Genomic DNA, 22,712 nt, shown 5'->3' on the forward strand with positions numbered 1-22,712 from the left:
ATCGGCATGCCTCTCACATTACCCTTGAGGGCGGAGGCCCCCGATGTCTCTTACAGGTAACTGACACTGTGGGTCCGAACCGCGTCAGTTGGCCCTACTGATACGGCGAACACACCTTCGCTAGGCCCTCGGAAAACGAGGTCTGTGGCTCCCAGCCGGTCACACCTCTCAGCTTCGTTATATCTGCGTACGTGTCGTGAACGTAGACGGATTCGGGAATCGGATTCTCGACGTAGGTCGGGTCGATGTCAGTGCCGAGCTCCTCATTGAGCATGTCGACGAGCGTGTTGAAACTGTACGCCTCCTCGGTGCCGACGTTATAAATACCGCTCAACCGCTCTTGGCCGGCGGCCTCAAGCGCTCGCACCACATCGTCGACGTGCGTGAAATCTCGCGTCTGGGTACCGTCGCCGTACAGTTCGGGCCGCCGACCGTGTGCGATGTCGTCGGCGAACTGCGCGACCACGTTGGCGTACTCGCCTTTGTGCCCCTCGGCGCCGTCGTACCCCTGATACACTGAAAAGAAGCGCATCCCGGCCGTCGCCATGTCGTAGTGACTTGAAAAGTACTCTGCGTACTGCTCTCGCGCGAGTTTAGAGGCCTCGTATCCGGTGTTGACCGCGATATCCATCGACTCGGGAGATGGTTCGGTGCGGTCGCCGTATATCGATGAAGTCGACGCGTAGACGACGGTGTCACATCCGTCCCGACGGGCCTGCTCGGTGACGTTAACGAACCCCTCGACGTTTACGCGAGCACCTAACTGTGGATTCTCTTCGTGCATGGCGTACGAGGACAGCGCGGCGAGGTGATAGACGACATCGACGTCCGTTGGAAGGCCCTCATCGAGAACACTCCGATTGCGGTAGGTGACTTCCTCCGCGAGGTTCTCAGGAGTTCCGAGGTACTCGTCATCGATAGCGATCACATCGTTGTCCCGTGCCAGATGGTTAGCCGCGTTCGCTCCGATAAATCCGGCACCACCAGTCACCAAGACACGCTGATTCTTCATGTCGGCACAGTATCCGAGGTCCGAGAAAAGTAATCGGACCATATCGGGGACAGAACGGGCACAGCGACCGACGTTCCCGTTTGACACGACAACTCCGAGCCTCCAGAACAGGCCACCTCGGCTCCGTTGAGACTCTCTGTTTCAAATTTCAGTACAGTAACGCGTGGGGGGGCTCCGGCGAGTCTAAACCCGCTTGAGACGACAGGTGAGCATACGCGGGGAAGACACAAAACCCCCGTCTCGCCGGCGAGACGCTGACGTTCGATGTCGAAATCCTCGAGCTCAACTGAGAACCCGACCGATTCGGCGGTCGTGCAGGTCGGCGCTCGCGGCGTTTTCCGTATATACTTATCCTGCTGCTTGGCGTATCGCTTTCATGTATTCGCGTCGCACCCACCTCTTCGTCGTGGCGTTGCTTGTCGTCCTCGCGGGCTGTGCCGGCGGCGGTGGTGGCGTACCAAGCGCCGAGGACGCCGACTCCGCGGGCGGATCGGCCGGGACTGACGACGGTGCGACCGGCGACGAAGCGAGTGACAGCGACGCGTTCGAGTTGGGCGACCCCGAGCGCCTGCTCCGCGATGCGGGGAGTTTCACCGTCACGTGGTCGTACAGCGGTGTCGACGCGAGCGGGGCAGAGATCGAGGTCACCCGCGAGTTCTACGCCGACCTCGAGGCCGAGCGATCGTACACCCGTACTACGTCCGCAACCGACGGGCAGGCGGACGGCGGAAACATTGAGCAGTTCGTTGACGGTGGCGTGACGTACGTCCGCTTTGGTACCGGCGACGACGCGTTCGTGTCGTCTCAGGAGGGATCATCGGAGGTGCTTGGCACCGCCATCGCGCTCTCTCAGGCCCGCGCGTACGGCGCCGACGACGATCTGGTGTCCGCCGGGACCGAGACGTTCGACGGCGTGACGGTGGACCGATACGAGCTGTCGGCCACTGACGAAGCGCTGATCCGGGCCGGATCGGTCTCCGCGCAGGGCGAACCCGGCGACTTCGAGGTGACGAACTTCGAGTACGCCGTCTTGGTCGACGAAAACGGCCTTTCGCGCCACGAATCGTGGCAGTTCTCCGGGCGAGCGGACGACCAAGCGGTAACCGGCGCGTGGGAGTTCTCGCTCACCGGCGTCGGTTCGACCACGGTTGAGGTGCCCGACTGGGTAGACCAGGTAGAGACCTAGTCGGTCGACCTCGTCACTCCTTCAAGCGCAGCAGGAAAACGTATGGGTTGGGGCGGATACTCCGCGGACTACGCGGGGTTCCTTCTCTCCCGGTTTCGCCGGCGAGGCGTCTTCTGAAGGGGGTCTGTGACAACGATGACCACGGACAAAGACGATCTCGAACCCATCGAACCGGGGACCGCGCAGGAGCTGTTCCTGGATCACAAGGCGACCGACTGTACCGATTCGACCGTTCGGAACCACCGGTACCGACTGAACCCGTTCGTTCGGTGGTGCGGTGAGAAGGGTATCGATAACCTCAACGACCTCACGGGCCGGGACCTACAGCGCTATCGGCTCTGGCGGAAGGAGGACGGCGACCTGAGTAAACTCACGCTCCGCATGCAGATGTCCACGCTCCGCGTGCTCCTGAAGTGGGCCGGGTCGATCGAAGCGGTGCCGCAGAACCTGTACGACAAGGTGATGGTCCCGCGGGTCCGCCCGGAAGAGCGGCAGCGCGACGAGACTCTCGACGCCGACGACGCGCAGGAGATATTGGAGTACCTGTCGAAGTACGAGTACGCGTCGAAGGAGCACGCGGTGATGGCGCTGCTCTGGCAGACGGGAATCCGCGTCGGGTCCGCGCACTCGCTCGACGTGGACGACGTCTTCCTCGACGAGAACTACGTTCAGCTGATCCACCGACCCGACGAGGGGACGACTTTGAAGAACGGGAAGAGCGGTCAGCGCCCCGTCGCGCTCACGCCCGACGTCTCCGAAGTGCTCGCGGATTACATCCGGACTCATCGCAAAGACGTGACCGACGAGCACGGACGAGAGCCGCTGTTCACCACGGCGTACGGCAGGATGCACGGCAACACGATCCGGCGACTCACGTACCGCGTGACCGCCCCGTGCTACCGTGGCGTCGACTGCCCGGACTGCGAGGGGGACGAGTCGAAGTGCCCCGAGGCGGTCAGCCCGCACGCTATCCGTCGAGGGAGCATCACGCATTTCCTCACCAGCGACGTGCCCGTCGACGTCGTCAGCGACCGGATGAACGTGAGCCGGAAAGTCCTCGACCAGCACTACGACAAGCGGTCCGAGGAGGTGAAAATGGAACAGCGGCGCGGGTACTTAGACGACATCTGACGGTCGAACCGTCGTAGCGACCACCGCTGACATTTTTCATTGAAGACGCGGCGAGACTGCCGCATGTTCGACCCGCAGCGCGGATTCGTGGACCCGCTGCTCGCCTGGCACGAGCGGCACGGTCGTCACGACCTGCCGTGGCGAGAGCCCGACCGAACACCGTTCGAGATACTGCTCGCAGAGGTCCTGCTACAGCGGACGACCGCCGAGGCGGTCGCGGGTGCGTACCGACCGTTCGCAGCTCGGTATCCCACGCCGGGAACGATCGCGGCCGCCCCGACCGAGGAAATCGAGGCGCTCGTCGCACCGCTCGGGCTCGTGAAACGCGCCGCGTACCTCCGACGGTGCGCCTCCGAGATCCTCGCGTGGAATTCGGGCGACGTGCCGCGCGAGCACTCGGAGCTGGTGAACCTCCACGGGGTCGGCGAGTACACGGCTCGGTCGGTCTTGATACACGTTACAGGGCTCGGAATCGCAGCTGTCGACACGAACGTCAAGCGACTGCTGTCCCGGTTCTTCGGCGTGACGGCGGACCGGGACCGGATCGCCGTCCTCGCCGACGCGCTGGCTCCTTCGACCAGGAGTGGAGACTTCCAACACGCGATGCTCGACTTCGCGGCCGAGGTCTGTACCGCCGGCTCCCCCGCGTGTTCCTCCTGTCCGGTTCGAGAGCCCTGTGCGAGTTCTGAAGGGTAATTCACAATCGAAACGACAGCCCGAGACTTCTGCGCTCCGCGATTACCGTGCCCCTCCCGCGTGAGGGGAACCCGTCACCCGCTCAGGCGGGAACTATCCCGAGCAATCCGAAGTTCACCGCGAGCATCGTCACGAAGAGCGCATACCCGGCGACACCTTTCGCGGCGCGGCCCGGGCTCGGAGTCGTGACACCGCTCTCCCCGGACGACATCGCTTCGAGTTCCTTGTGAAGTCGACCGGCGGTCTGGGACCCGAGTGCCGTGGTGCCCGCGACCGCTGCCGTTCCCGGGCCGAAGACTGCCGTCGGACCGCCTCCGAAATCGTCTAGACTCTGCTGATCCGAGTCTTTCTCTTCCGGCGCTTCCGGTGTCTCGTCGGGTTCGTCTTCGGTGCCTGCCGCTCCGACATCTTCGTTGTCCGTCGCGTCGCCGGAGATCGGATCAGTACCTGAAGTCGCACCATCCGATTGGAGTCGCAGCAGCGCTTGCGGATCGATCATCCCGTCCTCGTCGATCAGGACATCGGGCATCTGGTCCACGTTCAGCGTCTCCTCCTGATCCCCGTAGCCGGGGAACAGCTTCTCGAACACCTTGAGCCGGTGTTTCCGCTTCCGCTCCTTGCTACGCGTGTCGTAGTGTTTGTTCAACACGGGGACCGAGACATCGACGCGGTCGGCAAGCAGTTCCTTCGATACGCCGCGGTCAATCTGCGACTCTATCGAGTACCGGCGAAGGGGATGCGGACTGTGACTCGAGGGGCACTCGCTCGCGTTCTCATTGAGATATGCACTACAAGTGTCGATCTCTCGGTCATGCGGGCAGTGATCTGCGTAAGTACACGGCCGGGTCAATTTATATAAGTCTCGACGAATTGTGTCCGTCGACGGTCGCCCGTTCTCTGTTGTGAACAACGGTTTCCGACCGAACCGATCGGTCACGTCTTTCCGAGGATTCTTCATGTAGTCACGGATGAGATCGGCCAGGCTGTTCGAAATATTAATATCCCGTTCCCCGTCGCTTTTGTTTTTCAATGGAGTTCCTTTCTCTCCTAGCTCCTCCGCCGGACGATGACGAAATCGAATTAGCGGTTCTTCGCCGTCGAGTTCAAGATCACCGATATCGATCGCTCGAACCGCTCCGACGCGACATCCGAGCTCCTCAATAATCTTGTACTCAACGTGGCGACGAGACGCGTATTCGTAGTTCTCAAGATACTCTTGCGCCGCTTTGACTTCTTCTTCTGTCGGTTTCTCGTAGTTTACGTCTTCATCGTCCGGGACGTTTGGCATCGGCGTTTTGTCCGGTGTACCGGGTGCTACAGCTTCAATCCGCACACAGTAAACGAGAAACCGCCGGAGAACTCCGAGAATACCGTTCAGACTCACGGTGTTGTTGTCGGTCGTCTCCTTACACCATTGTTTGTACCTGCTGAGTTGCCTACCGCGAACCACGTTCATATTGCGAATCGCTTGGTGTTCGCTCCATTCTACGAAGAGGTTAATCCCCTTCCGAATTGTTTTAAGCGTATCGAACGACGAATCTTCTCGCCGTTCTTTCAAGTAGTCATCCCGCGCTGTCCTCGGATCGATCGGATCTAACTTCTCGTCCGTCATTATCGAAGCAAACCTTGTTTTTTCTACCTATGTATAAGGGTAAGCCATAAACTGGTCACAACCACGTTTCTGACACCTCAAACAGCTACAGATGTGTTGTCATCGTCCTCGGGATTGAGATCACGCGTATTTCGCCCTTACAGGGTCGATTACATTTCGAGTAGACGCGGTGCGGCCGCCCTGAATGACTCCTCCAATAGTTGTACTAAGGGGAAGGGGGGGGGGGTGTCCCGAGTGTAAATGGTTAAAAATGGCTTTGAAGAGTGTATTGGTGGGGTGTACTACACACAGACAGTTGATCGGGGCGTGTCCCGAGTGTAAATAGTGACATATGATATTGGAGAATATTTGATCGAGATCTTCTGTAGAATAAAATTGGGAGGGGGGTGTCCCGAGTGTAAATGGTTAAAAATAGCTTTGAAGAGTATTTGAGAGGGGTGTACTACACACAGACAGAGGGTAGGGGCGTGTCCCGAGTGTAAACAGTTCCAAGCAGGCGACTCAAGCAAACTCTGGTGGGTCCATTTTGATCGATCTGGGCATACACCCAATCAATTGAGCTACCGAGAGACGGTTTTATTAGAATTTAGTCTATGAGTAAAATAGGCCACTAACACATCTCATGACCATCCTCTGGGTCCACTATTAAAATATATTTGTCATATAAACTACGTATAGTATTCAGACAAGAGAAAATGAAATATACAATTTTTCAAATCTATGTCAAATAAACAATACACTTGGGCGGGCAGATATACAACGATCTTTTGCACTTTTCTCAAATAGAGACGATACCCTGATTCTAACGGATCTTTGCATTTTTCTTAAAGTCATCATCAGAATACGGTGTGCGATTTTAACGAAGCCTTTCATTTCTCTCAAAGACAATTTTTGATGATCTAGTCACTAATCCGAGAAGTCTATTCTAGCACGATAAGTATTATATTTCATACCTTTTAGGATTGAGATAGAAATCCAACACGGTGTGCGATTTTAACGGACCTTTGTATTTCTCTTAAAGTCGCAATCGGAACACGGTGTGCGAATTTAACGAACCTTTGCATTTTTCTTAAAGACGTCTTTGGCTAGCGATTTCCCCTGACTTTACCAAGTTGTATTCGAGCACCTACCCGGCCAGTATTGGATCAAACTAACTCTCGATTATCCCCCGATTTTAACGGACCTTTGCATTTTTCTTAAACTCAGACGCTTGTTTTCGGGGAGTCTGAAAATCCTACCAAAACAGTGGCGCTGTTTCTAAGAGCTTTAGAAACAGCGCCAAGCAATCTAAACGCATAGATTATGTTTGGCGCTGTTGTTGTACCCCCCGATCTCGTCCGAAAGAGGGTACTGTTATAGAGGTGTTTGGGGGATTTACCCCTGGGCCTGTTGTCCGCTTGCTGCGGGACGGGCAGCACTGGTCATGCGCCTCAGTGGGGAGGCTTGGTAGCTCATACTATCGTAATTATGATGTATTCTAATTCGTTCTGAGAAGCAGGAGCGATAGTCCGGTCTATTCGGTACGATGAGTTTTCGTGTTTTCCGCTCACGCGGTCAGGTCTTGTGACTGGTTGCCCCAATCGAGTTTGTTTCGCCCGAAGTCATGGTCAACGGTAAACCGCCTAACTTCAGTTCCCGCTGTACCGTCCACCAAACGTTGCGAAGTGGTCAACGAGCTCCGCCTGCGCCGCCTCAAGTTCGTCGACCGATCCGACGTGCTTGTAGAAAACAGTGTTCGAGTCGAACGGATTACCCGCCGTTGAAAGCGACCAGTCACCCTCACGCGTCCGGTCAACAACCGCTTGGTCAACAGCTTCGTCAGCACCTTTGATCTTGTAGCCGAACGCTCGCAGCGCACCGTCGACGTCGGTTCGATCGTAGTCGGTCGGAGACATCCAATACAGGTGTACGTTCAGTCGCTGCCTGTGATTCGCCGGTGCCTTCGGTCCTTCCATCTCGTGATTGATGCGATGAATCGCAAGTGCTGACCCGGAGTTTTGATTGGTCTTCACGCTCATGTCCGTCTCCGGATCGAAGAGCGCGGGCTGTTCATCAACCATCTCCTGGTCGAACACGCGGAGGCGTGCCTCGATTTCGTCTTCGAACTGCGAAATCAGTTGGAGTGCCTTGAGGTAGCGATCCGAACGCAACCCCTCGGTCAGAAACTCGCCGGTCATAGGTCGAGTCTCGACCGGAGATATGTTAATTGTTCGTCGAGTGTGTCCGAGACAACGATCGGTCGCACCGTCTCAACGACACCTGATGAGTCGACCATCCGGTCGATCACAGGCTGCGATTGGAAGCCCGAGATGTGCTGTTCAACCGCCGCACAGAAGAGATACGCGTTGGCTGCCCAGTGATCATCAACTATGTCGCCTCGCTGTAGTACCGCTCGAACCGCTGTAGCGACGTCCTGCCAGTATAGTATGGTAATTGGTCCCGATTCGTCCCACACGATCTCACGCGTCCCGTCCGCGTGCTCATCGATACTTGGCGACACAACTGCGTTGAGACGACCACGCTGCCGCTTCGGTAACAGGAGGGCGTGGTTCCATCCTACGTTATCGTAATGCCGTTCGATGAGCCGCGCCGTCTCCGGAGTTTTCCGATAGTTCTCATCGCCGAGTTTCACTTCGATTGAGACCCCGTAGTCGGGATGCCGAACCAGAATATCTGCCCGGCGTCGCCCACCGTCTTGTTTCGGGAGTCGAGCCTCACGGAGTACTTCGTTCGGTGATTTCTCACTCGGAACGCCAAACAATTCTCTGACGAGCGCCGCAGATGGTTCAAGTAACTGCGCGAGCCACTGCGACCAGTCTAGTTCACCGCTCGGTTGTACTGGCCCCCGAAGCGCTCGCGTCCCTGTTATGTCGGCAGCCAACGGGTCCGTCTCAAAGGGAGCCGCGGATGTTGCCCACGACTCGTTGGATTGTTCAAGTAAATCAGCGATCTCGATTGCATTCTGGTGGCCCGCTTTACTGAAGGCATCCCACCACGTATCGAGTTCGGTCCACCACTCGGTCAATTGGTCTTGGTTCGTAACTTGTAGGGGTGGACTACAGAACAGCGTGGACTTTGCGTTCAATCCGGCTTGGGCCACTGAATCAATCGCTTCCCACTCCTGTCCCGGTTCCTGTAGCACTCTCTCCCGATCAGACCGCTGCGTCCCCGCACTGCTTCCGGAGCCGAGGTACGCGTCAAACCAGGGATCAAGACGTGCCCAGTCACTCGGCTCAACGTCGCTACTCACAAGCCGACAGACTCAACGAAATTATAAAACTGCTTGCCAGGGTCACCGGGGTATTTAGTCGACGTCTCGTGAGAGATTCGATATGCCCTCCACGGACACCACACGAGTAGCCCCCAGCCAACGGTGGGAGACGACCCTTCACGGCATTCGTCGGCTGCCGCACCGGACAGCCGCGTTCATCGTCACGATGCATCCTGCGGTCTGGGTCGGCCTTTTCGTCGCGCTCCCGCTCGCAGTCTTCGGGTCGACGACCGTCTTCGGTTCGCGGGCAGCCGTCGGGTACGTCATCGTCTGTGCGTGTCTGTGGTTGATGGTGTGGTTTTCGAGTGCGGGGCTCAAGACGAACCGCTACCGGCTCACTCCCGAGACTCGCACCCTGGTAATCGAACCCGAGTTCGACGACCCCGAAACCGAGCAGTTCGCGGCGGCGACCGGTGCTGACGAACAGACGATCGACCTCACCGAAGTAGAGTCCCTACAGTTGATTCCGCTCGGGCCAATCGTTGCCGCTCGGGTCCGCTACCGGTCGCTCACTCTCACGAAGCCAGAGGGGTTCCTCATCCCGCGTGGACAACTCCGCGAGATTGCCGCCAGCTTTCGATCGTGTGGCGTGTCGGTCCCCGAACTGGTCGCCGGCGACCCTCCGACACTACAGCGTCGACCGCTCCGTGCTGTAGCTCGGATCGCGGCGACGCCGATACTGATCGGCGTACTCCCGATTTACATCGTACAGGTTCGACTCGACATCGACGTGTGGCCGTTTCTGTTCGGGTTCATACTCGTCACTTGGGTCGTGATCGTTCGCCACCTCTCAGTTCGGTTCGGGATTCGTCCCGAAGGAAGTCGAGCACGCGACTGGCTCCTTCGGTGGGTGATCGACCTCTTCGTCGCGGCGCTGGGGTTAGTGGTCGCGCTCGGATTGCTCACTTTCGTCGAGTCGATGTGAGAGTGACTTGGCAACTGAGTCTTCCACCAAGCGCAGCAACCGTCTCGATGCTGAGTGTGAGTCCCAACCCGATTCCTGCTTCGTGGGTTGTTTCTACCGGTTCGAACACTGCCTCACAATCTCTTTTGGAGTGGTACTCGACCTGTAGCGACCTTCTTTACTGCGACCGACTGCCGACTCGGCCCCGATCGATCAGTTGTGGGCACGCCGATATCAAGAGCCGATTATAATACTTCAAAATATCATATTCTAACGTACAATTATCGCCACGGTGATTGAGCCGTACTTCGCTGACCCATCAGCCGTGAGGGAGCCAGGAAGTTCACGACAAACTCGTGAGCTGACTTGCAAGGGATTCGAGTTCGCCCACCTCATCGATGGTATTCACCCATCGGTCCGGAAGCTGTGACGCCCCGAACCGCGCACCTGCGACCGCACCCGCAATCGCGCCGATTGTGTCGGTATCACCGCCCCGATTGACCGCAGTCACGATCGCCTCCTCGGCACTCTCTGCGAATAGCCCATCGTGGAGTGCCGTCTGTAGCGAGTGGACGACGTATCCCGACGTCTCCAACGTGTCGAGTGAGTCGCCACGGGCGAGCGGTTGAAGCGCCGTCACGACCTCGCTAGGCGCGTCTGAACCGACCTCGTCGAGCGCGTCCTGTAAGGGCGTGTCCGCGTCGCCGAGGAGACCAGCCACCGTGAGGTTCAGCACCGCGCAGCCGTACGTACACCGCGGGTCAGCGTGCGTGATCTGTGAGGACTGTCGACTCACCTCCACGAGTCGTTCCCGGTCTGTCGCGTACGGAATGGCGAGCGGCGCGCATCGCATCACACTCCCGTTGCCCGCGTTCTGACCCTCCGGACTGCTCTCCCAGACGTGCTGGCCTGCTTCGTCCCACTCGTCACCGTGTTTCAGTCGGCTCAACGACCGCCTCGTCATCACCCCAATATCGAACGGCTCACTGTCATACCACGCGACGAACCGTTTGGCAATGTCTGCCGGATCGAACGCTTGTTGCTCAGCGAGGCTCCGTGCGATACACAGCGCTTGCTCGGTGTCGTCCGTGATCGTCCCAGCGGGCTGGTTCCACGTTCCGTGCCCAATCATCTCGTCGAGCTGCCCGTGCTCAGCCCGAATCCCGGACGCAGACACAAACTCGACCGGCCGGCCAAGCGCATCTCCACAGGCGATCCCACAGAGAACACCACGAGCTCGATCGATATCCATACGTCACACTACATGATCCTCGACGAAAAGTGTCGGGTGATGGGTACTGCTTCGGTTCTCTTCCCGTCTCGCAGTCGAAGGCTGGTAGATTCCGACTACAGCAGTCCCATTTCGGCGTCTGCGATCGCGTCAAATAGCTCTCTCAACAGAAGCTAGAATCGGAATTCAAATAGCCGAATGGTTGTAACACGGGATGTCCGAATGACAGAAGAAAGCAGTTCTACCCACGTGCCCAGCCAGCCCGTTGTTGTCCAAGAAGACACCCATCAGAACGAGATCCCGGAGAATATCGACTCAGAGCTGTATTCGGCAGATAGTCCCACTAATTCGTTCCACGAATTCACAATCGAACGTGGAGATGCGCTCGTTGAAGCACTTCGCAATAACGGCTACACAGTAGAGTTTAGAGACCGGTGAGATCCAATTCTGGCGCTGTTGAAACACGTCGAAACGGATAGGGTAGGCGTACGGTATTGAGAGATTGTATTCAACTTATAAATCGATAGATCAATTTCTACCGGCTGCCGGTCCGCTAGAGCCGTACCACGCGACACCTGTTCAGGCGACTGCTCCGAACCGCTGCTCAGTCCAAGTTCAGCCGAACGTCACCCATCTGCTTCCCGCGGGCAACGAGTGTGGTACCGTACTCAGTGCGTGTTTGGTCCCATGCCGCGAGCGCCTCGTTGATCGATCCGTGACTCGCAAGGGCCTCGGCGAGCGCGGTCGCATCACCAGCCGCCTTCGCAGTCCCGGCTGCCGTGTGCGGGCGGGCAACGAATGCACCATCTCCAAGCAGACATACTCGATCTGCAACCATCTCCGGGACCGTCAGGTCATAGATCGCCTGTACGAAGAGGTCTGGTGTCTCGCTGACGAGTGTCTCGAACACGGGCGGGAGCGTCGTTGCGCGATCGCGCTGTCGGTGACGAACCGATTCGCGCAGCTGACCCGGTGAGACGGAGAACCGTTGTTGAGCACCGCTCGTGCCCGTGAATATCGCACCCCGGTCCCGCCCGTCGAGCGTATCGTACCACACCCAGTTGAGCCGACGCGAGCCCGACTCAGTCTCGCCGTCCGAGCCCGGAATGAAATACGCGAGAATGAGCTGATCGGCCCCCTGGTAGAACGTGAATGTCTCGTCGAACGCCTCGACACACGCAGCCGGGAGGGACGCTTCGTCGACGACGCCACGCCACGCGACGTAGGATGCGAACTCTGGTTCCACGTCGGGATGTAGTTGCGCGCGTGTCGCCGACTGACCACCCTCGGCGGCGACGACCACGTCCGTCGTCCGTTCCGTCCCGTCATCGGTCGTGACGGTCGCCGTCTCGGGCGTCACGCTCGTGACTTCTGTCCCGGTCCGGTACCGCTCGTCGGGGAAGGCGTCGCGGAGCTGTCGATAGAGCGCGTCCCACGACGTGAACACCATCGTTTCGGACACGGCGCGTTCGACGTCCCCTCTCTCCGTGAGAAACCGGCGCTCATGAGACCGGGTCGTGATATCGTCCGGGTCAACGATGTCGTAGTTGCTGAGAAACTGACGGATATTCTGTTGCGCGACGATACCGCCGCCACGGCTTTTCAGTGCCCCTGCTGACCGCTCATAGATCGTCGGCTGATGACCTGACCGCTCAAGCGCAATACCGGTAAAGAGTCCTCCCATCGATCCGCCGGAGATGAGTACATCGAGTCCGGAAACAGGCTGATGGGGCTGGTCGTTGGACACACTAGTCCATTACTGCGTGACAGGTGAAAGCCTACGGATCCATCAACACCGTATGGCTTCTCGCAACGATCGCTGCTTCCCTTCGGGGACATGGTACCGCCGGTGCGAGCGCGTCTCGATTACGCAGCGCCCTCGTAGTCGTTGCCGCCGGAAATCCCGCGTTCTCTACTTGACTGGCCTCTGTCGACGGCGCTGTCCATCGTCACCAAATCAGTGGTGTCTATACAGTCCCGCGGTCGGGTGTCGGAAGTTCCTCGTCAATGCCAACATCATGCCCAGCGGCGTACCCGTTCAGCTTGGCAGCGATCGGTGATTCACGCAACTCCTCGTCGCCGTATCCCGCCGCCTCAAACGCGTCCATGAGCGAGGAGACGGACCGGAGCTTGTACTTCTGGTGATAGTCCTCAGCGGGGTAGAAGCGCGAGAGCTGTTCGATGCGTGTTCCGATCCCATCGGCAGTGAGTCCCTTTGTAGTGAGAAACTCATCAAGGACTGCTCGTTGGGCTTCTGTCCCAGTAAACACGATGTTCTGATACTGTGTTTTTCTGGTCTGGTGCTGTGGGTTGTGCGACTCGAACACCCGATTCAGAAGGTCTCGATACGCTACCGTGTCGGGATCGAACTCAACTTGGACCACTTCCGTGTGGTCGCCTAACGCGTGATACGTCGGATCGTGCTTTGTACCGCCGGCGTAGCCGACCCGGGTGCGAACGACGCCGTCCATCGCACCGAACTGGGCATCTGGCCCCAGAAACAGCCGATCCCGAACGTCGCCGTGGCAGTCTCCGCACTATCCATCGCACGGCGGTCGTACTCGCGTATCTGTGTTTGTGTAAGCGTCATTGGAGTCACCAGCCTCGAGAGTCGCCGGAGCGCGGGTCGTGGATCCCACCGCATCTACCACCAGTTAGGCTCGCAGCCGTATATGCTGAGCGTCGGAATTTGTGCGCAGTCGGCAGCGAAAAGACACTCTCGGCGTCGTGAGTTGCTGTGGAGTGCGGTCGACGGTTCGGGTCATCGAATACACGACCTACTGAGTTTGCCCATCTCCTAATTGTACTAAGTTAGCTCGCGGCCGATCTGGTGAGATACGGGAAGGAAGCAGCGACGATTGACCAACCCGCGTGCGGGTGGCCGTTAGGGCGCTGCCGCGCCGATGTCCCCGTTAGATTTCGCAAAGGGAATGTCAATTTCGAGGCCGTCGTAGGTCAGTTTCGGTTTCTTCGCCTGACCTGCTCCGCCACCTTCGAACTCGATAACACCGATATCGTCGAGTTCAGAGAGGTTTCGGTGAACCTGTTTGTAGTCCCGGTCCACCAGTTCGGCAGCTTCGCGGATACTTTCGGGTTCGTGTTCGGATATTGCCTCTAACAACTCCAAGTTCTTCGGACTGAGGAGTCGGCTGAGTTCAGCGTACGAGCCGAAGTTCAATACCGGCTGGGCGTCGTCAAGGTCCTCACCCTCCTGAGCGGCCTTGATGCGACTGCGCGTGCGCTGATCGAGGCGGTCGCGTTCGCCGACGGTGACTTTGAGTGTGGGCATGGTATGTCTCTCCCGGAGGCGTCCTACTCTGACCAGTCCCACGAAACGGGAGTCATTTCTTCAACGTCACGCTTGAAGCGGTCGTAGAGCGTCAGCATTCCGGGGAATTGAATGATTTCGACATCGTCCCCGATGTGACGCTCGTGACCTTTCGTCCGTTCGTGAGCGTTGTCGTAGCGGAGGATGGTGTCGCCACCGACTTCCCCGAGGTGTAGACCGTAGTCCCACGCGCTCGGGTACTTTTCAGCCTCCGTCTGCCGGATGGTCACACTGACAACGTAGCCGCCTTCGACATCCTTCCAATCTTCGATGGTGGTGTAGGACGCCATCCGCCATCCTATGTTATCACCTCCATACGCATAAGCCTATGGACCCCACAACATAGGACAGGATCGGCTCAGATAGGTCCGGGTGGCTCTGTTGAGCCCTGAAAAGGTGATCTGTTTTGCCCCGATCAGGTCAATACAGAGGACGCACGGATTGTTTTGTGTAGTTGTTTCACCGACAATTCTTAGTTGCGGGATATGCTATTAGCCCACATGTTCGATCTGTTCGGCGGCGACGATGACCATGATGATCGTGTAGAGTCCCAGGCAGACTTGTTCAGAGATCTCGGCTATTCAGATATTCGAGCCGATCACACATCAGAATACCCGGACCCAAAGAAACGAAACGGCCGGATCCCCGATGTGACCGCTGATAATCCGTTTGGGCGTGACCCTGTAGTTGAAATCGATACTGGGAAAGATACCTCAAAAAGAGACCAGCGTCAACTTAATGATCTCTCATCAGGACTTGATCCGAATGAGACTCTGATTCAGGTTGACGAAGATGATCGGCTTGTTGACGGCTGGTAAGACCATCTGAATACTCGCGCGATTAGCAGTCTTTAGCCACCGGCTGTTTCAGCATATTGTATATCTGAAGAATAAATTTCAACAGAGCCGCTCACTCATATTGTTGGATTCCGTGACGAACCGCTGTATATGCCGCGTGGAGCGCGTCGAATAGGGTGAGATCGTGTTATCATCTCCACACACTTCGGTGACTCGAAAACACCGGAACTCGGTCAACCCTGGTCAGGAATCGTCATCAGACGGTGGTCGTTTTGACAGTCGATCGAACCGATCTTGCGCTGCCGAGGATCGTTCTGTTGTCTCTTCAGGCTCGTACACTGCTTCCTCAATGTCTCCATCACGAAGCGTTACTGTGAGGATTGCGTCGGCGTGCTGCGCATCTGTAGGGAACTGTGCCGCGTCGATCACAGCGTTCCCAACCTCGTCGCCATCGCGTTCGAAAAACACGGTCGCGTAGCCGTCTTCGATATTGTCGATAACAGCCGTGTACGTGCCGTCAGGTAGCTCAACTGGCGACATTAGTATTGCTCCTCCACGACACGCTCACCATCATCTGTTGTGACTATCACTGTATCGCCATTATTGTTCCATATTGGAGAGCCCGACCCCCAGTACAGTTCGGTTTCCGTATTGGTCCCGCTCCCAGTACGAAGCGTTAGGGTTGCTTCTGAGCCGATCGTGACGCCATCAGGGATCGTGTAGGTGTGCCCAGCGTCATCAGCGACGGTCCATCCGGAGACATCAAGCGGGTCGTCTCCCGTGTTCTCGAAGACGATGTACTCGTCATTGAGGTTCTCTCGATCATCGCCTTCTGCATCGGCGTTGATTTCTGCGACTGCGAGCGTCGCGTTCTCGGTCGTCGTCTCGTCATCATCGTCTTCTGTAGAATCATCACTCCCGCCCGAATCAATCGCACCAGTCCCAGCTCCGCCAAGCCGGTCGCGTTCAGTCACTGTGCCGGTCGTCCCTGGTTCGACAGCATCCCCATCACGAAGCGCACCGGGGTCTGTCGGGGCAGCCGCCTGAGTTTGAACGGAGACTGCGCTCCCGTCGCTCACAAGCACAATGTCACCGTGGGTCGCGGTCCAATACGTAGAGATCGACCGATCCGACAACCGCTGTAGCACCTCATCGTTCGGGTGATCGTACTGCGAATCATACGCGCTTGACACCACGACTGCTTCCGGCTGTACCGCATCAAGGAACGCTTCACTCGATGAGCTCGCAGAGCCGTGATGTCCGGCTTTCAGCACCGTGGATTGTAACTGCTCACCGTACCTCTCAACCAGGTATGCTTCCTGGTCGTCTTCGGCATCACCAGACAACAGGAAGCTTGTCTCTCCGTATGTGAGCTTCAACACGATGCTGTTCTCATTGCGCGCTTCATTCTCTAGATACGGCTCCGGTGGCCCTAACACATCAACGGTGACCGCACCGAACGCAAGCGAGTCACCTTCTCGCGTCTCGTACAGCGTCACATCGTGCTCCTCGATCGCATCAAGGTACTCGCCGTACGTTTGTGTGCTCGCGGCAATTCCGGGATCGTACACCGCGCCGACCCCATCAGCCTCCGTCTCGTAGTAGTCGATGATCGCTGCGTTCCCACCAATGTGGTCAGCATCGTTGTGTGACGTGACGAGATGGTCGATCCGCGTGATGTCGTGGCGTTGTAGATAGTCGATGACGTACTCGCCGTCATCGTTGTAGTGTCCGGTATCAACGAGCATCGTCTCCCCATCCGGCTCGATAATGAGCGTGCTCACTGATTGCCCGACATTGATATAGTGGACTTCGACGGTCCCGTTTGTCGTCGCTACAGATTCTGTGTTATTCTCTGGTGTAGACTCTCCCGGTGTCGAATCACCAGGAGCCGCACCCGCACAACCAGCGAGCACGACCATTACCCCGACGACAACCAACAGCACCCCGCGTCTCATACACACCAGTCTGCCGGAAGCGTGTTGAGCGTTCGGGTGGCGTACTCATCGTCGAATCAACCCGCACAGTCTGTGGAGCTCTAGTTTCGGTCACCTAGTTCCCTTCTGCCCCAGATGACTCCAAGCGTCACCACCATCCCAGTCGTGAATCCTGTGCCGTGCGCAACGACGTTCACGAAGCGACGGCTCGCATCGAGTTCAACTTGGAATAACACAGCAATCAGGGCCACCACGACAACCCACCCGACACCCACACGCACCCCCGCATCACGATCGTGCGCCCAGGCACGTCGCAGCCGTTGAATCAGAGCGCTGTGATGCGCCCCAATTCCGAACAGAGTTACACTCGTCACCCCAAGGGCGATTCCTGCGATTTCCGGCAGCACATCGGATGTGACCGATAGCACGGAGAGTGTCGCAACTGTCACTGTCCCTGACGCGGCCACGCCAGCCGCATACCCGTACCACGCCGTCACTGATCCAAGCAGTACCACGTACAACATCCCACCGAACGCACTCACCACCCCAGAAAATCCGCTTGCTGTCGTTATTTCCGCAACGACTTCCCACTGAAGCAGAAGGACCCAGTAATCAACGAGCTTCGTCACTGGCGGCGCAACCACAACGCACCCAGCGGTAGCGAGCCAAAACGTGCGTCGACGTCCTCGCTTGGCGAGTAGTCCGTATATCGAACCGACCACAACAGTGTACCACGCAACGTTCGACACGAGATGCCCCAAACTGTCGTGGACCGCTGCCGCTGTCCATGCTGACACCAGCGACGGCTCCCCATACGTGAACACAAGCTCTGTCCGGAGTGACTCTGGGAACACCAGATGGATCGCAACAAGGAGACCACCCACCCCAGCCAATATCGTCGCCTCTACCGACTGTTTGAGTGTAGATACAGGTGGGACTCCACTCATTGTCGTGGCGTAGCCAGGTCAGATAGAAAAATATCAAGAAGTCTGTGATCGCGGCGATATAACATTAGACTCTGTCAAAATGCTCTGCTGAACTCCCTGACAGATGACATATTCTAACTCGGTTACGGTCAATACAGGGGCCTCACGACTCGTTCAGTACAGACAACGCGCTTACCAATTCCTATGAATGGCGAACGCGCCGATACAGCAGGACAAAGAGTCCCGAGGTTACTGCGCCAGCGTCCGTTGCGAGCCCAATCCATGGCTCTCAAAGCAGGTAACCGAGGGCAGCGGCAGCCACCACCTCGTACTACCACGTCTAAACAATGACCTATTTTGTGGACAGTCGAGCCAGCATCTGGGAGACATTTATTCGTGCTGCTGGGTATTATTACGTATGGGATGGGCAATTTGGACGCTTGCGGGATTATACGTGCTCGTCGGAATCGGACTGTTCTACAGCTTGGCTATTGACTCGGACAAATTGTTTCTCACCGTGACTGCTGCAGTGTTTGCCCTGATGGGCCCGATGGCATACCTTGTATATAAAAAGCAGATTAGTGACGGAGAGTGAGTGGTCGCAAGTCAGGTTGAATCGGCATCAGCCCGCGTCTTCTGTGCCATATACACGAGTAATCCGACTATCCCAAAGAACCCATATACGACTCCACGAAGTCGTGGGGACGATTGCTCTCGTTTGGTAGCGTCCCAGGCGACATAATAGCCCACCGTTGGCCAAAAAATCAGTTGGTAGAGGCCGAAACGGATGAGTAAACCATTATATGCGGTAAGTATGTCCATGCTGACCTACTTCCCACTAGCTCGTTCACCGGCATCTTGGATTTTACCGTAGGCAGGCGCAAGCACGTAATCGACTACCCCGAGTGCGACGATAAATCCCGCCAGCCGAAGTCCGCTGAAGCCGGTATCGATCCATAGATCCATGAGGACAACCAGCCCAGCCAGCCCGATTCCGACTCCGATCCCGACAGTCAACTCCCGTCGATATTCACCCCACCAGGCGATGATACCAGCACCCAGCAGCACGATACCACTCACAACCGCATCAATACCAAACGACAGACCACCGAAGGCGAGCCCACCCAGTATCAGTCCGATCCCGACCCGTCGAAGTTGTTCGACCGGATCGAGGTCCTGCTCACTCATACCAGACACTTCATCACGCGAGCACAAAACACGAAGGGAATTATAGAACTCTTATCGGTCAATACAAAGAGTGTGCTCAGCAATAGCAACATTTCCTCACGAGAGATTTATGTGTTCGAAATGAATATTAGCCATATGATTTCAGCTGAAAATAGGGTCATCGCTGCTTCCCTGTTTGCGGGTTTGTGTGGCTTGATAATTCTCGGCATTATTGAGGTGGTAATCGGGCTACCGGGTCAGTGGGCATTTGTCATCGCGTTCCTACTCTTGGTCTTGTTTGGGGCCATTCTCCCACAACTGTATCTGTTAAAAATCGATCAATCTGTTTCTAGAACCTCTCGGTTGGGTGTTGTTACCCTCGTGTTGATCGTGCTCGCTGGTGAATTTTCAGATGGAGTCAGTGGAACAGAATTGACCGTCATCTGGGCTCTGGTGGGAATTACGATAGCACTAGTTGTGATTACTGAACTACGTGAGGGGTATCGACAATCAGCTTGGAATGAGAACTAGTAGGTTCTGTTAAAATCCTCAGCAAGCGATATATTCTGACCCTGTTTCGGCCAATGCACAAGAAAAAAATTTCCATATGGCTGAGAATAATAAGGGTAGATGTCTAACGCAGAGTTCCCGTCCTCATGGACTGACCCCCGATACGTTGCAGCTATCGTTAGCGTGATCGCCACCGGTGTACTCTACTTTTATGCCGCTCTGACACAATCTGGTCTAACTATAGAAGAAATCACGCTTGTGATATTCGCCATTCTTCTCCCGACATCAATCGCATACGAAATCGCTCGCCGTTTGTGAGCTAACGATAGCAATCCGCTTCATTGAGAGGATTTACTTAGTTTCGGTAGCGTCTGAAGCAAATACGTCCGTTCTGTATGTTACAAGATACGCAATAACTGTCCCACCGAGAATTACTCCCACTCCGATCCGGAAATTGGTGTCCGGATCTAGTGGGCCGAATATTGCCCCGAGAATGAATCCGAACATCACCAGTATCGCCCACACAATCACAAATCGGGTGTGAATTGACTGAACCATAGTAATTTGTGTGACAGAACGTTCATAAGATTGTCGTCTGTTCAAAACGCACTCCTCAGCGACCAGCCGTTTCAGACAATGATGTATCTGAAGAAGAGGATTTCAATAGAGCTGTAGGAATCCTATAGCCCGGGATCAGACCCCTCGTGGACTATCCTTAATTCAACGATAGATGTATATTGAATAGTGCCTCGCGGACATCACTGACACGACCCTTGAGAGTCACCGCGCAGACTTGGGAAGAGTGTTCAGTCCTGTCTCATGCGAGGTCGTATACGAGGTCACTCCGCAGTCTCCTCATCTAGTTCGTCGCCGTCAATCTCGATGATGTCACCGTCACCGACATCAAGCGTATCTCGAAGCACCGTAAGCTTCTCATCTGCCTCCTCACGCAGTTCTTTGGCCGTCTCGAGTCCGACTTCACCGTCTTCAAGCGTTTCAGCGATTTCTTCAAGGCGATCAATTGTGCCGCCAATATCGACGTCGTCGTGCTGGCTCATACCTGTGTGATTACCGCCCAGCCTTTTCAACCCTCAGAGAACACCCACGGCGAGTGCCAGCAGCGTCAGCCCCAGCACGACAAGCAATACAATAACGGCAACTCGGAGGCGTCGAGCCTCACTCTGCCCGGCTTGTACGCGGGCGTCGGTTTCGATCTCGCGGTACCCATCCTCAATCCGCGCTTCGAGTGCCCCAAGCTCACGGTCAACGCGTGTCTGATACGCCGTGTCGATCCGCGATTCAAGCCCTCCTACTCGACGCTGCGCGGCCCGAACAGTCACCGCATCCGTCTCCACAGCATGTTCGAGGGCCTGGTACGCGTCATTCAGTTGGGTTTCAATCGCAGTCAGCCGCGACGTGACAAGCGCCTCGTACGCGACCGTGATCCGGTGTTCAATATCAGCGATGCGTTGCCGTGTCGCCTCCCGAGCCTGCGCTCGCTGTTCAAGCGTTTGGAGCCCGGCGTCAAGCCGTTGGGTGAGTGTCGCCACACGGTCGGTGACGACCGAGGTGTAGGCACGATCCACTCGATGTTCAATATCGGCGACGCGCTGGCGAACTGAAGCGAGATCCGGGGCGACCGCCACACCAGCGTCGGTTGGCGTCATCGACCGGTGATCTGCCACTGCCTCCGCAAGTGTCTCGTCATCTTCGTGCCCAACCGCAACGACCGTCGGTGTCGCACAATCAGCGATCGCCCGAACGACCGGTTCCTCGTTGAAACACCACAGATCCGCGTCAGCGCCCCCACCACGCGTCACCACAATCACATCGATTGCCGAGTCCTGCTCTAGTCGTCGCACCGCAGTAACGAGTGAGGCGACTGCGGCCTCGCCTTGGACTGTTGCGCCACAGACTGTAATCGGGACCCCCGGATGTCGCGCCCGGACCGCTTCCTCCAAGTCACGGCGAGCGGACCCAGCAAGCGACGTCACAACCCCGATATGGCGCGGATACTCCGGGAGCGGTTGCGCCGCCGCCTCATCAAGCAATCCATCTTCCGCCAGCTCGGCCCGAAGCGCAGCGAGATCCTCTGATCGATCCGATTCCCCGACCGGCCAGAAGTTCTTCACCGCAAGCTGTGTGCGGCCATCATCGTGATAGAAATCAACGGTTGCGCGAACAATCGTCTCAGTTCCTTCCTCCAACTCATGGGTAACCGCCTCGCGCTGGTGGGCCCACATGATACACGAGATGGTGGCGTCATCGTCTAAATCGCGTAAATCGAAGAATGTCCCGAAGTCATACCGGTTAATGTCTGAAACCTCACCGACGACATATGACGGAAGCCGATCCTGCGCCGCATCCAACACCGACCCAATCTCCGCGTTGAGCTGTCCAACGGACCATACATTCCCCTCCGGAACCGATGGACCCTCTGGGCGCGGATCGTGCGTATCGGCCATCTGGTCTGCGGTTTCATCTCTCACGGCTTGAGTCTGGCTCTCTTCCGCAGAACTCTCTAGCAGTAGAGTTGCGAGTTCGCTAGTATGGTACAGTTAGAGTCTATCGACTCTGGTGCTACCCCCAGGTGTTGTTAGGTACCAGTTGCTGAATAGAGGGGGTGTAGTCATCATCAGCGACGAGGTGGTCATCGGAGGAAGCTCTATATTGGAGCTAATAACAATATCGTGTCCAATTCTGAACGAGTTTGCTTCGGCACATTCATACTTACTCATTAGTTACATTTGGCATATTCGTGTTCACACTTGTCGCATTGACTCTTGTTTGGAGTGTGTTCGTTCTGTACTCACTGTCTGTTCTATTTTGGCTATACGAAGTCCTCATTCTCGCTCGCAACCAGTTAGTCTCGTCTGCTTTGTTGAATCCGATGACGGCGTGGGGATCACTGTTTGAGAGCCTGTTCGAGGTTGTAGACTGCGGCGGTCAACACGAGCTCGCGGAACTCGCGGTACCAAGCGCGAGGGTGGACAGCGGGGCCGAA

The 22,712-nt window shown here is 56.7% G+C and carries 22 protein-coding genes and 2 pseudogenes; 8 read left to right on the forward strand and 16 right to left on the reverse strand.

Translation table 11 applies throughout. From position 1 onward, the window contains the following. Positions 1–94: 94 nt before the first annotated feature. Complete coding sequence (locus tag ABDZ89_RS15325; RefSeq protein ID WP_343780499.1) at positions 95–1,012, reverse strand: NAD-dependent epimerase/dehydratase family protein; 918 nt, start codon at positions 1,010–1,012, stop codon at positions 95–97. Positions 1,013–1,388: 376 nt separating this feature from the next. Between ABDZ89_RS15325 and ABDZ89_RS15330 the strand changes: the two genes are divergently transcribed. The 3 genes from ABDZ89_RS15330 (at position 1,389) to ABDZ89_RS15340 (ending at position 4,025) form a co-directional block, all read left to right on the forward strand. Further along, positions 1,389–2,198: a DUF7537 family lipoprotein gene (locus ABDZ89_RS15330; RefSeq protein ID WP_343780500.1), complete on the forward strand. Its 810-nt coding sequence runs from the start codon at positions 1,389–1,391 to the stop codon at positions 2,196–2,198. Positions 2,199–2,333: 135 nt separating this feature from the next. Next, positions 2,334–3,329, forward strand: coding sequence for a tyrosine-type recombinase/integrase (locus tag ABDZ89_RS15335; RefSeq protein ID WP_343780501.1), 996 nt, complete (start codon positions 2,334–2,336; stop codon positions 3,327–3,329). 63 nt (positions 3,330–3,392) lie between these two features. Next, positions 3,393–4,025, forward strand: a complete 633-nt coding sequence (locus tag ABDZ89_RS15340; RefSeq protein WP_343780502.1) for an HhH-GPD family protein — start codon at positions 3,393–3,395, stop codon at positions 4,023–4,025. Between the two features lie 82 nt (positions 4,026–4,107). Here ABDZ89_RS15340 and ABDZ89_RS15345 read toward each other — a convergent pair whose 3' ends face one another. The 3 genes from ABDZ89_RS15345 to ABDZ89_RS15355 form a co-directional block, all read right to left on the reverse strand. Further along, positions 4,108–5,637 carry a tyrosine-type recombinase/integrase gene (locus tag ABDZ89_RS15345; RefSeq protein ID WP_343780503.1) on the reverse strand — a complete coding sequence of 510 codons (1,530 nt, stop codon included), beginning with the start codon at positions 5,635–5,637 and terminating at the stop codon, positions 4,108–4,110. Between the two features lie 1,628 nt (positions 5,638–7,265). Next, on the reverse strand, positions 7,266–7,814 hold the full coding sequence (locus ABDZ89_RS15350) for a hypothetical protein (protein ID WP_343780504.1): 549 nt from the start codon (positions 7,812–7,814) through the stop codon (positions 7,266–7,268). Continuing rightward, a complete protein-coding gene (locus tag ABDZ89_RS15355; RefSeq protein WP_343780505.1) occupies positions 7,811–8,887 on the reverse strand; it encodes a hypothetical protein in 1,077 nt (358 codons plus the stop codon). The genes ABDZ89_RS15350 and ABDZ89_RS15355 overlap by 4 nt, the downstream gene beginning before the upstream one ends. A gap of 82 nt (positions 8,888–8,969) precedes the next feature. Here ABDZ89_RS15355 and ABDZ89_RS15360 point away from each other — a divergent pair, with 82 nt between their 5' ends. After that, complete coding sequence (locus ABDZ89_RS15360; protein WP_343780506.1) at positions 8,970–9,833, forward strand: hypothetical protein; 864 nt, start codon at positions 8,970–8,972, stop codon at positions 9,831–9,833. Positions 9,834–10,155: 322 nt separating this feature from the next. On the opposite strand, the gene ABDZ89_RS15365 is transcribed toward ABDZ89_RS15360, so the two are convergent. Beyond that, entirely contained in the window at positions 10,156–11,064 is a 909-nt protein-coding gene (locus ABDZ89_RS15365; protein ID WP_343780507.1) for an ADP-ribosylglycohydrolase family protein, read from the reverse strand. Positions 11,065–11,265: 201 nt separating this feature from the next. Here ABDZ89_RS15365 and ABDZ89_RS15370 point away from each other — a divergent pair, with 201 nt between their 5' ends. After that, positions 11,266–11,481: a hypothetical protein gene (locus ABDZ89_RS15370; protein ID WP_343780508.1), complete on the forward strand. Its 216-nt coding sequence runs from the start codon at positions 11,266–11,268 to the stop codon at positions 11,479–11,481. Positions 11,482–11,647: 166 nt separating this feature from the next. Here the strand turns inward: ABDZ89_RS15370 and ABDZ89_RS15375 are convergent, their stop codons facing one another. From ABDZ89_RS15375 to ABDZ89_RS15390, 4 genes and pseudogenes are all read right to left on the reverse strand, one after another. Beyond that, positions 11,648–12,790, reverse strand: coding sequence for an FAD binding domain-containing protein (locus tag ABDZ89_RS15375; RefSeq protein ID WP_343780509.1), 1,143 nt, complete (start codon positions 12,788–12,790; stop codon positions 11,648–11,650). A 220-nt stretch (positions 12,791–13,010) separates the two neighbouring features. Beyond that, positions 13,011–13,633: pseudogene (locus ABDZ89_RS15380) on the reverse strand (peptide-methionine (S)-S-oxide reductase MsrA). A gap of 294 nt (positions 13,634–13,927) precedes the next feature. Continuing rightward, positions 13,928–14,332, reverse strand: a complete 405-nt coding sequence (locus tag ABDZ89_RS15385) for an HVO_A0114 family putative DNA-binding protein (protein WP_343780510.1) — start codon at positions 14,330–14,332, stop codon at positions 13,928–13,930. A gap of 23 nt (positions 14,333–14,355) precedes the next feature. Next, a complete protein-coding gene (locus tag ABDZ89_RS15390; RefSeq protein ID WP_343780511.1) occupies positions 14,356–14,661 on the reverse strand; it encodes a toxin-antitoxin system TumE family protein in 306 nt (101 codons plus the stop codon). A gap of 210 nt (positions 14,662–14,871) precedes the next feature. Between ABDZ89_RS15390 and ABDZ89_RS15395 the strand changes: the two genes are divergently transcribed. Further along, positions 14,872–15,189: a hypothetical protein gene (locus ABDZ89_RS15395; protein WP_149799343.1), complete on the forward strand. Its 318-nt coding sequence runs from the start codon at positions 14,872–14,874 to the stop codon at positions 15,187–15,189. A 222-nt stretch (positions 15,190–15,411) separates the two neighbouring features. Here ABDZ89_RS15395 and ABDZ89_RS15400 read toward each other — a convergent pair whose 3' ends face one another. The 3 genes from ABDZ89_RS15400 to ABDZ89_RS15410 all read right to left on the reverse strand — a co-directional run bounded on the left by ABDZ89_RS15400 (position 15,412) and on the right by ABDZ89_RS15410 (position 18,052). Beyond that, entirely contained in the window at positions 15,412–15,708 is a 297-nt protein-coding gene (locus ABDZ89_RS15400; protein WP_343780512.1) for a DUF3006 family protein, read from the reverse strand. Next, the gene (locus ABDZ89_RS15405; RefSeq protein WP_343780513.1) at positions 15,708–17,126 is read right to left on the reverse strand and encodes a lamin tail domain-containing protein; all 1,419 of its coding nucleotides are present in this window, start codon (positions 17,124–17,126) and stop codon (positions 15,708–15,710) included. The genes ABDZ89_RS15400 and ABDZ89_RS15405 overlap by 1 nt, the downstream gene beginning before the upstream one ends. 80 nt (positions 17,127–17,206) lie before the next feature. Next, positions 17,207–18,052 (reverse strand): hypothetical protein, encoded by an 846-nt coding sequence (locus ABDZ89_RS15410; RefSeq protein WP_343780514.1) that lies wholly within the window; start codon positions 18,050–18,052, stop codon positions 17,207–17,209. Positions 18,053–18,449: 397 nt separating this feature from the next. Between ABDZ89_RS15410 and ABDZ89_RS15415 the strand changes: the two genes are divergently transcribed. Then, positions 18,450–18,626, forward strand: a complete 177-nt coding sequence (locus ABDZ89_RS15415; RefSeq protein WP_343780515.1) for a hypothetical protein — start codon at positions 18,450–18,452, stop codon at positions 18,624–18,626. 233 nt (positions 18,627–18,859) lie between these two features. Here ABDZ89_RS15415 and ABDZ89_RS15420 read toward each other — a convergent pair whose 3' ends face one another. Next, a complete protein-coding gene (locus tag ABDZ89_RS15420; RefSeq protein ID WP_343780516.1) occupies positions 18,860–19,219 on the reverse strand; it encodes a hypothetical protein in 360 nt (119 codons plus the stop codon). Positions 19,220–19,354: 135 nt separating this feature from the next. On the opposite strand from ABDZ89_RS15420, the gene ABDZ89_RS15425 reads away from it, so the two are divergent. Further along, positions 19,355–19,729, forward strand: coding sequence for a hypothetical protein (locus tag ABDZ89_RS15425; RefSeq protein ID WP_343780517.1), 375 nt, complete (start codon positions 19,355–19,357; stop codon positions 19,727–19,729). An 818-nt stretch (positions 19,730–20,547) separates the two neighbouring features. Here ABDZ89_RS15425 and ABDZ89_RS15430 read toward each other — a convergent pair. From ABDZ89_RS15430 to ABDZ89_RS15440, 3 genes and pseudogenes are all read right to left on the reverse strand, one after another. Further along, positions 20,548–20,766, reverse strand: a complete 219-nt coding sequence (locus ABDZ89_RS15430; RefSeq protein WP_142986973.1) for an exodeoxyribonuclease VII small subunit — start codon at positions 20,764–20,766, stop codon at positions 20,548–20,550. Between the two features lie 33 nt (positions 20,767–20,799). After that, a complete protein-coding gene (gene xseA / locus ABDZ89_RS15435; RefSeq protein ID WP_343780518.1) occupies positions 20,800–22,173 on the reverse strand; it encodes an exodeoxyribonuclease VII large subunit in 1,374 nt (457 codons plus the stop codon). 440 nt (positions 22,174–22,613) lie between these two features. Next, positions 22,614–22,712 (reverse strand): annotated as a pseudogene (locus ABDZ89_RS15440) (IS5/IS1182 family transposase); the annotation flags it as partial.

This window comes from Halorubrum ejinorense (assembly GCF_039522565.1).
GTDB lineage: Archaea > Halobacteriota > Halobacteria > Halobacteriales > Haloferacaceae > Halorubrum > Halorubrum ejinorense.

Coding starts and splice junctions, on each gene's coding strand:
- ABDZ89_RS15395 (WP_149799343.1), top strand. CDS start 14,872: ATGTTCGATCTGTTCGGCGGCGACGATGACCATGATGATCGTGTAGAG.
- ABDZ89_RS15340 (WP_343780502.1), top strand. CDS start 3,393: ATGTTCGACCCGCAGCGCGGATTCGTGGACCCGCTGCTCGCCTGGCAC.
- ABDZ89_RS15345 (WP_343780503.1), bottom strand. CDS start 5,637: ATGACGGACGAGAAGTTAGATCCGATCGATCCGAGGACAGCGCGGGAT.
- xseA (WP_343780518.1), bottom strand. CDS start 22,173: ATGGCCGATACGCACGATCCGCGCCCAGAGGGTCCATCGGTTCCGGAG.
- ABDZ89_RS15430 (WP_142986973.1), bottom strand. CDS start 20,766: ATGAGCCAGCACGACGACGTCGATATTGGCGGCACAATTGATCGCCTT.
- ABDZ89_RS15410 (WP_343780514.1), bottom strand. CDS start 18,052: ATGAGTGGAGTCCCACCTGTATCTACACTCAAACAGTCGGTAGAGGCG.
- ABDZ89_RS15420 (WP_343780516.1), bottom strand. CDS start 19,219: ATGAGTGAGCAGGACCTCGATCCGGTCGAACAACTTCGACGGGTCGGG.
- ABDZ89_RS15415 (WP_343780515.1), top strand. CDS start 18,450: ATGGGATGGGCAATTTGGACGCTTGCGGGATTATACGTGCTCGTCGGA.
- ABDZ89_RS15405 (WP_343780513.1), bottom strand. CDS start 17,126: ATGAGACGCGGGGTGCTGTTGGTTGTCGTCGGGGTAATGGTCGTGCTC.
- ABDZ89_RS15425 (WP_343780517.1), top strand. CDS start 19,355: ATGATTTCAGCTGAAAATAGGGTCATCGCTGCTTCCCTGTTTGCGGGT.
- ABDZ89_RS15390 (WP_343780511.1), bottom strand. CDS start 14,661: ATGGCGTCCTACACCACCATCGAAGATTGGAAGGATGTCGAAGGCGGC.
- ABDZ89_RS15335 (WP_343780501.1), top strand. CDS start 2,334: ATGACCACGGACAAAGACGATCTCGAACCCATCGAACCGGGGACCGCG.
- ABDZ89_RS15330 (WP_343780500.1), top strand. CDS start 1,389: ATGTATTCGCGTCGCACCCACCTCTTCGTCGTGGCGTTGCTTGTCGTC.
- ABDZ89_RS15325 (WP_343780499.1), bottom strand. CDS start 1,012: ATGAAGAATCAGCGTGTCTTGGTGACTGGTGGTGCCGGATTTATCGGA.
- ABDZ89_RS15385 (WP_343780510.1), bottom strand. CDS start 14,332: ATGCCCACACTCAAAGTCACCGTCGGCGAACGCGACCGCCTCGATCAG.
- ABDZ89_RS15365 (WP_343780507.1), bottom strand. CDS start 11,064: ATGGATATCGATCGAGCTCGTGGTGTTCTCTGTGGGATCGCCTGTGGA.
- ABDZ89_RS15370 (WP_343780508.1), top strand. CDS start 11,266: ATGACAGAAGAAAGCAGTTCTACCCACGTGCCCAGCCAGCCCGTTGTT.
- ABDZ89_RS15400 (WP_343780512.1), bottom strand. CDS start 15,708: ATGTCGCCAGTTGAGCTACCTGACGGCACGTACACGGCTGTTATCGAC.
- ABDZ89_RS15360 (WP_343780506.1), top strand. CDS start 8,970: ATGCCCTCCACGGACACCACACGAGTAGCCCCCAGCCAACGGTGGGAG.
- ABDZ89_RS15350 (WP_343780504.1), bottom strand. CDS start 7,814: ATGACCGGCGAGTTTCTGACCGAGGGGTTGCGTTCGGATCGCTACCTC.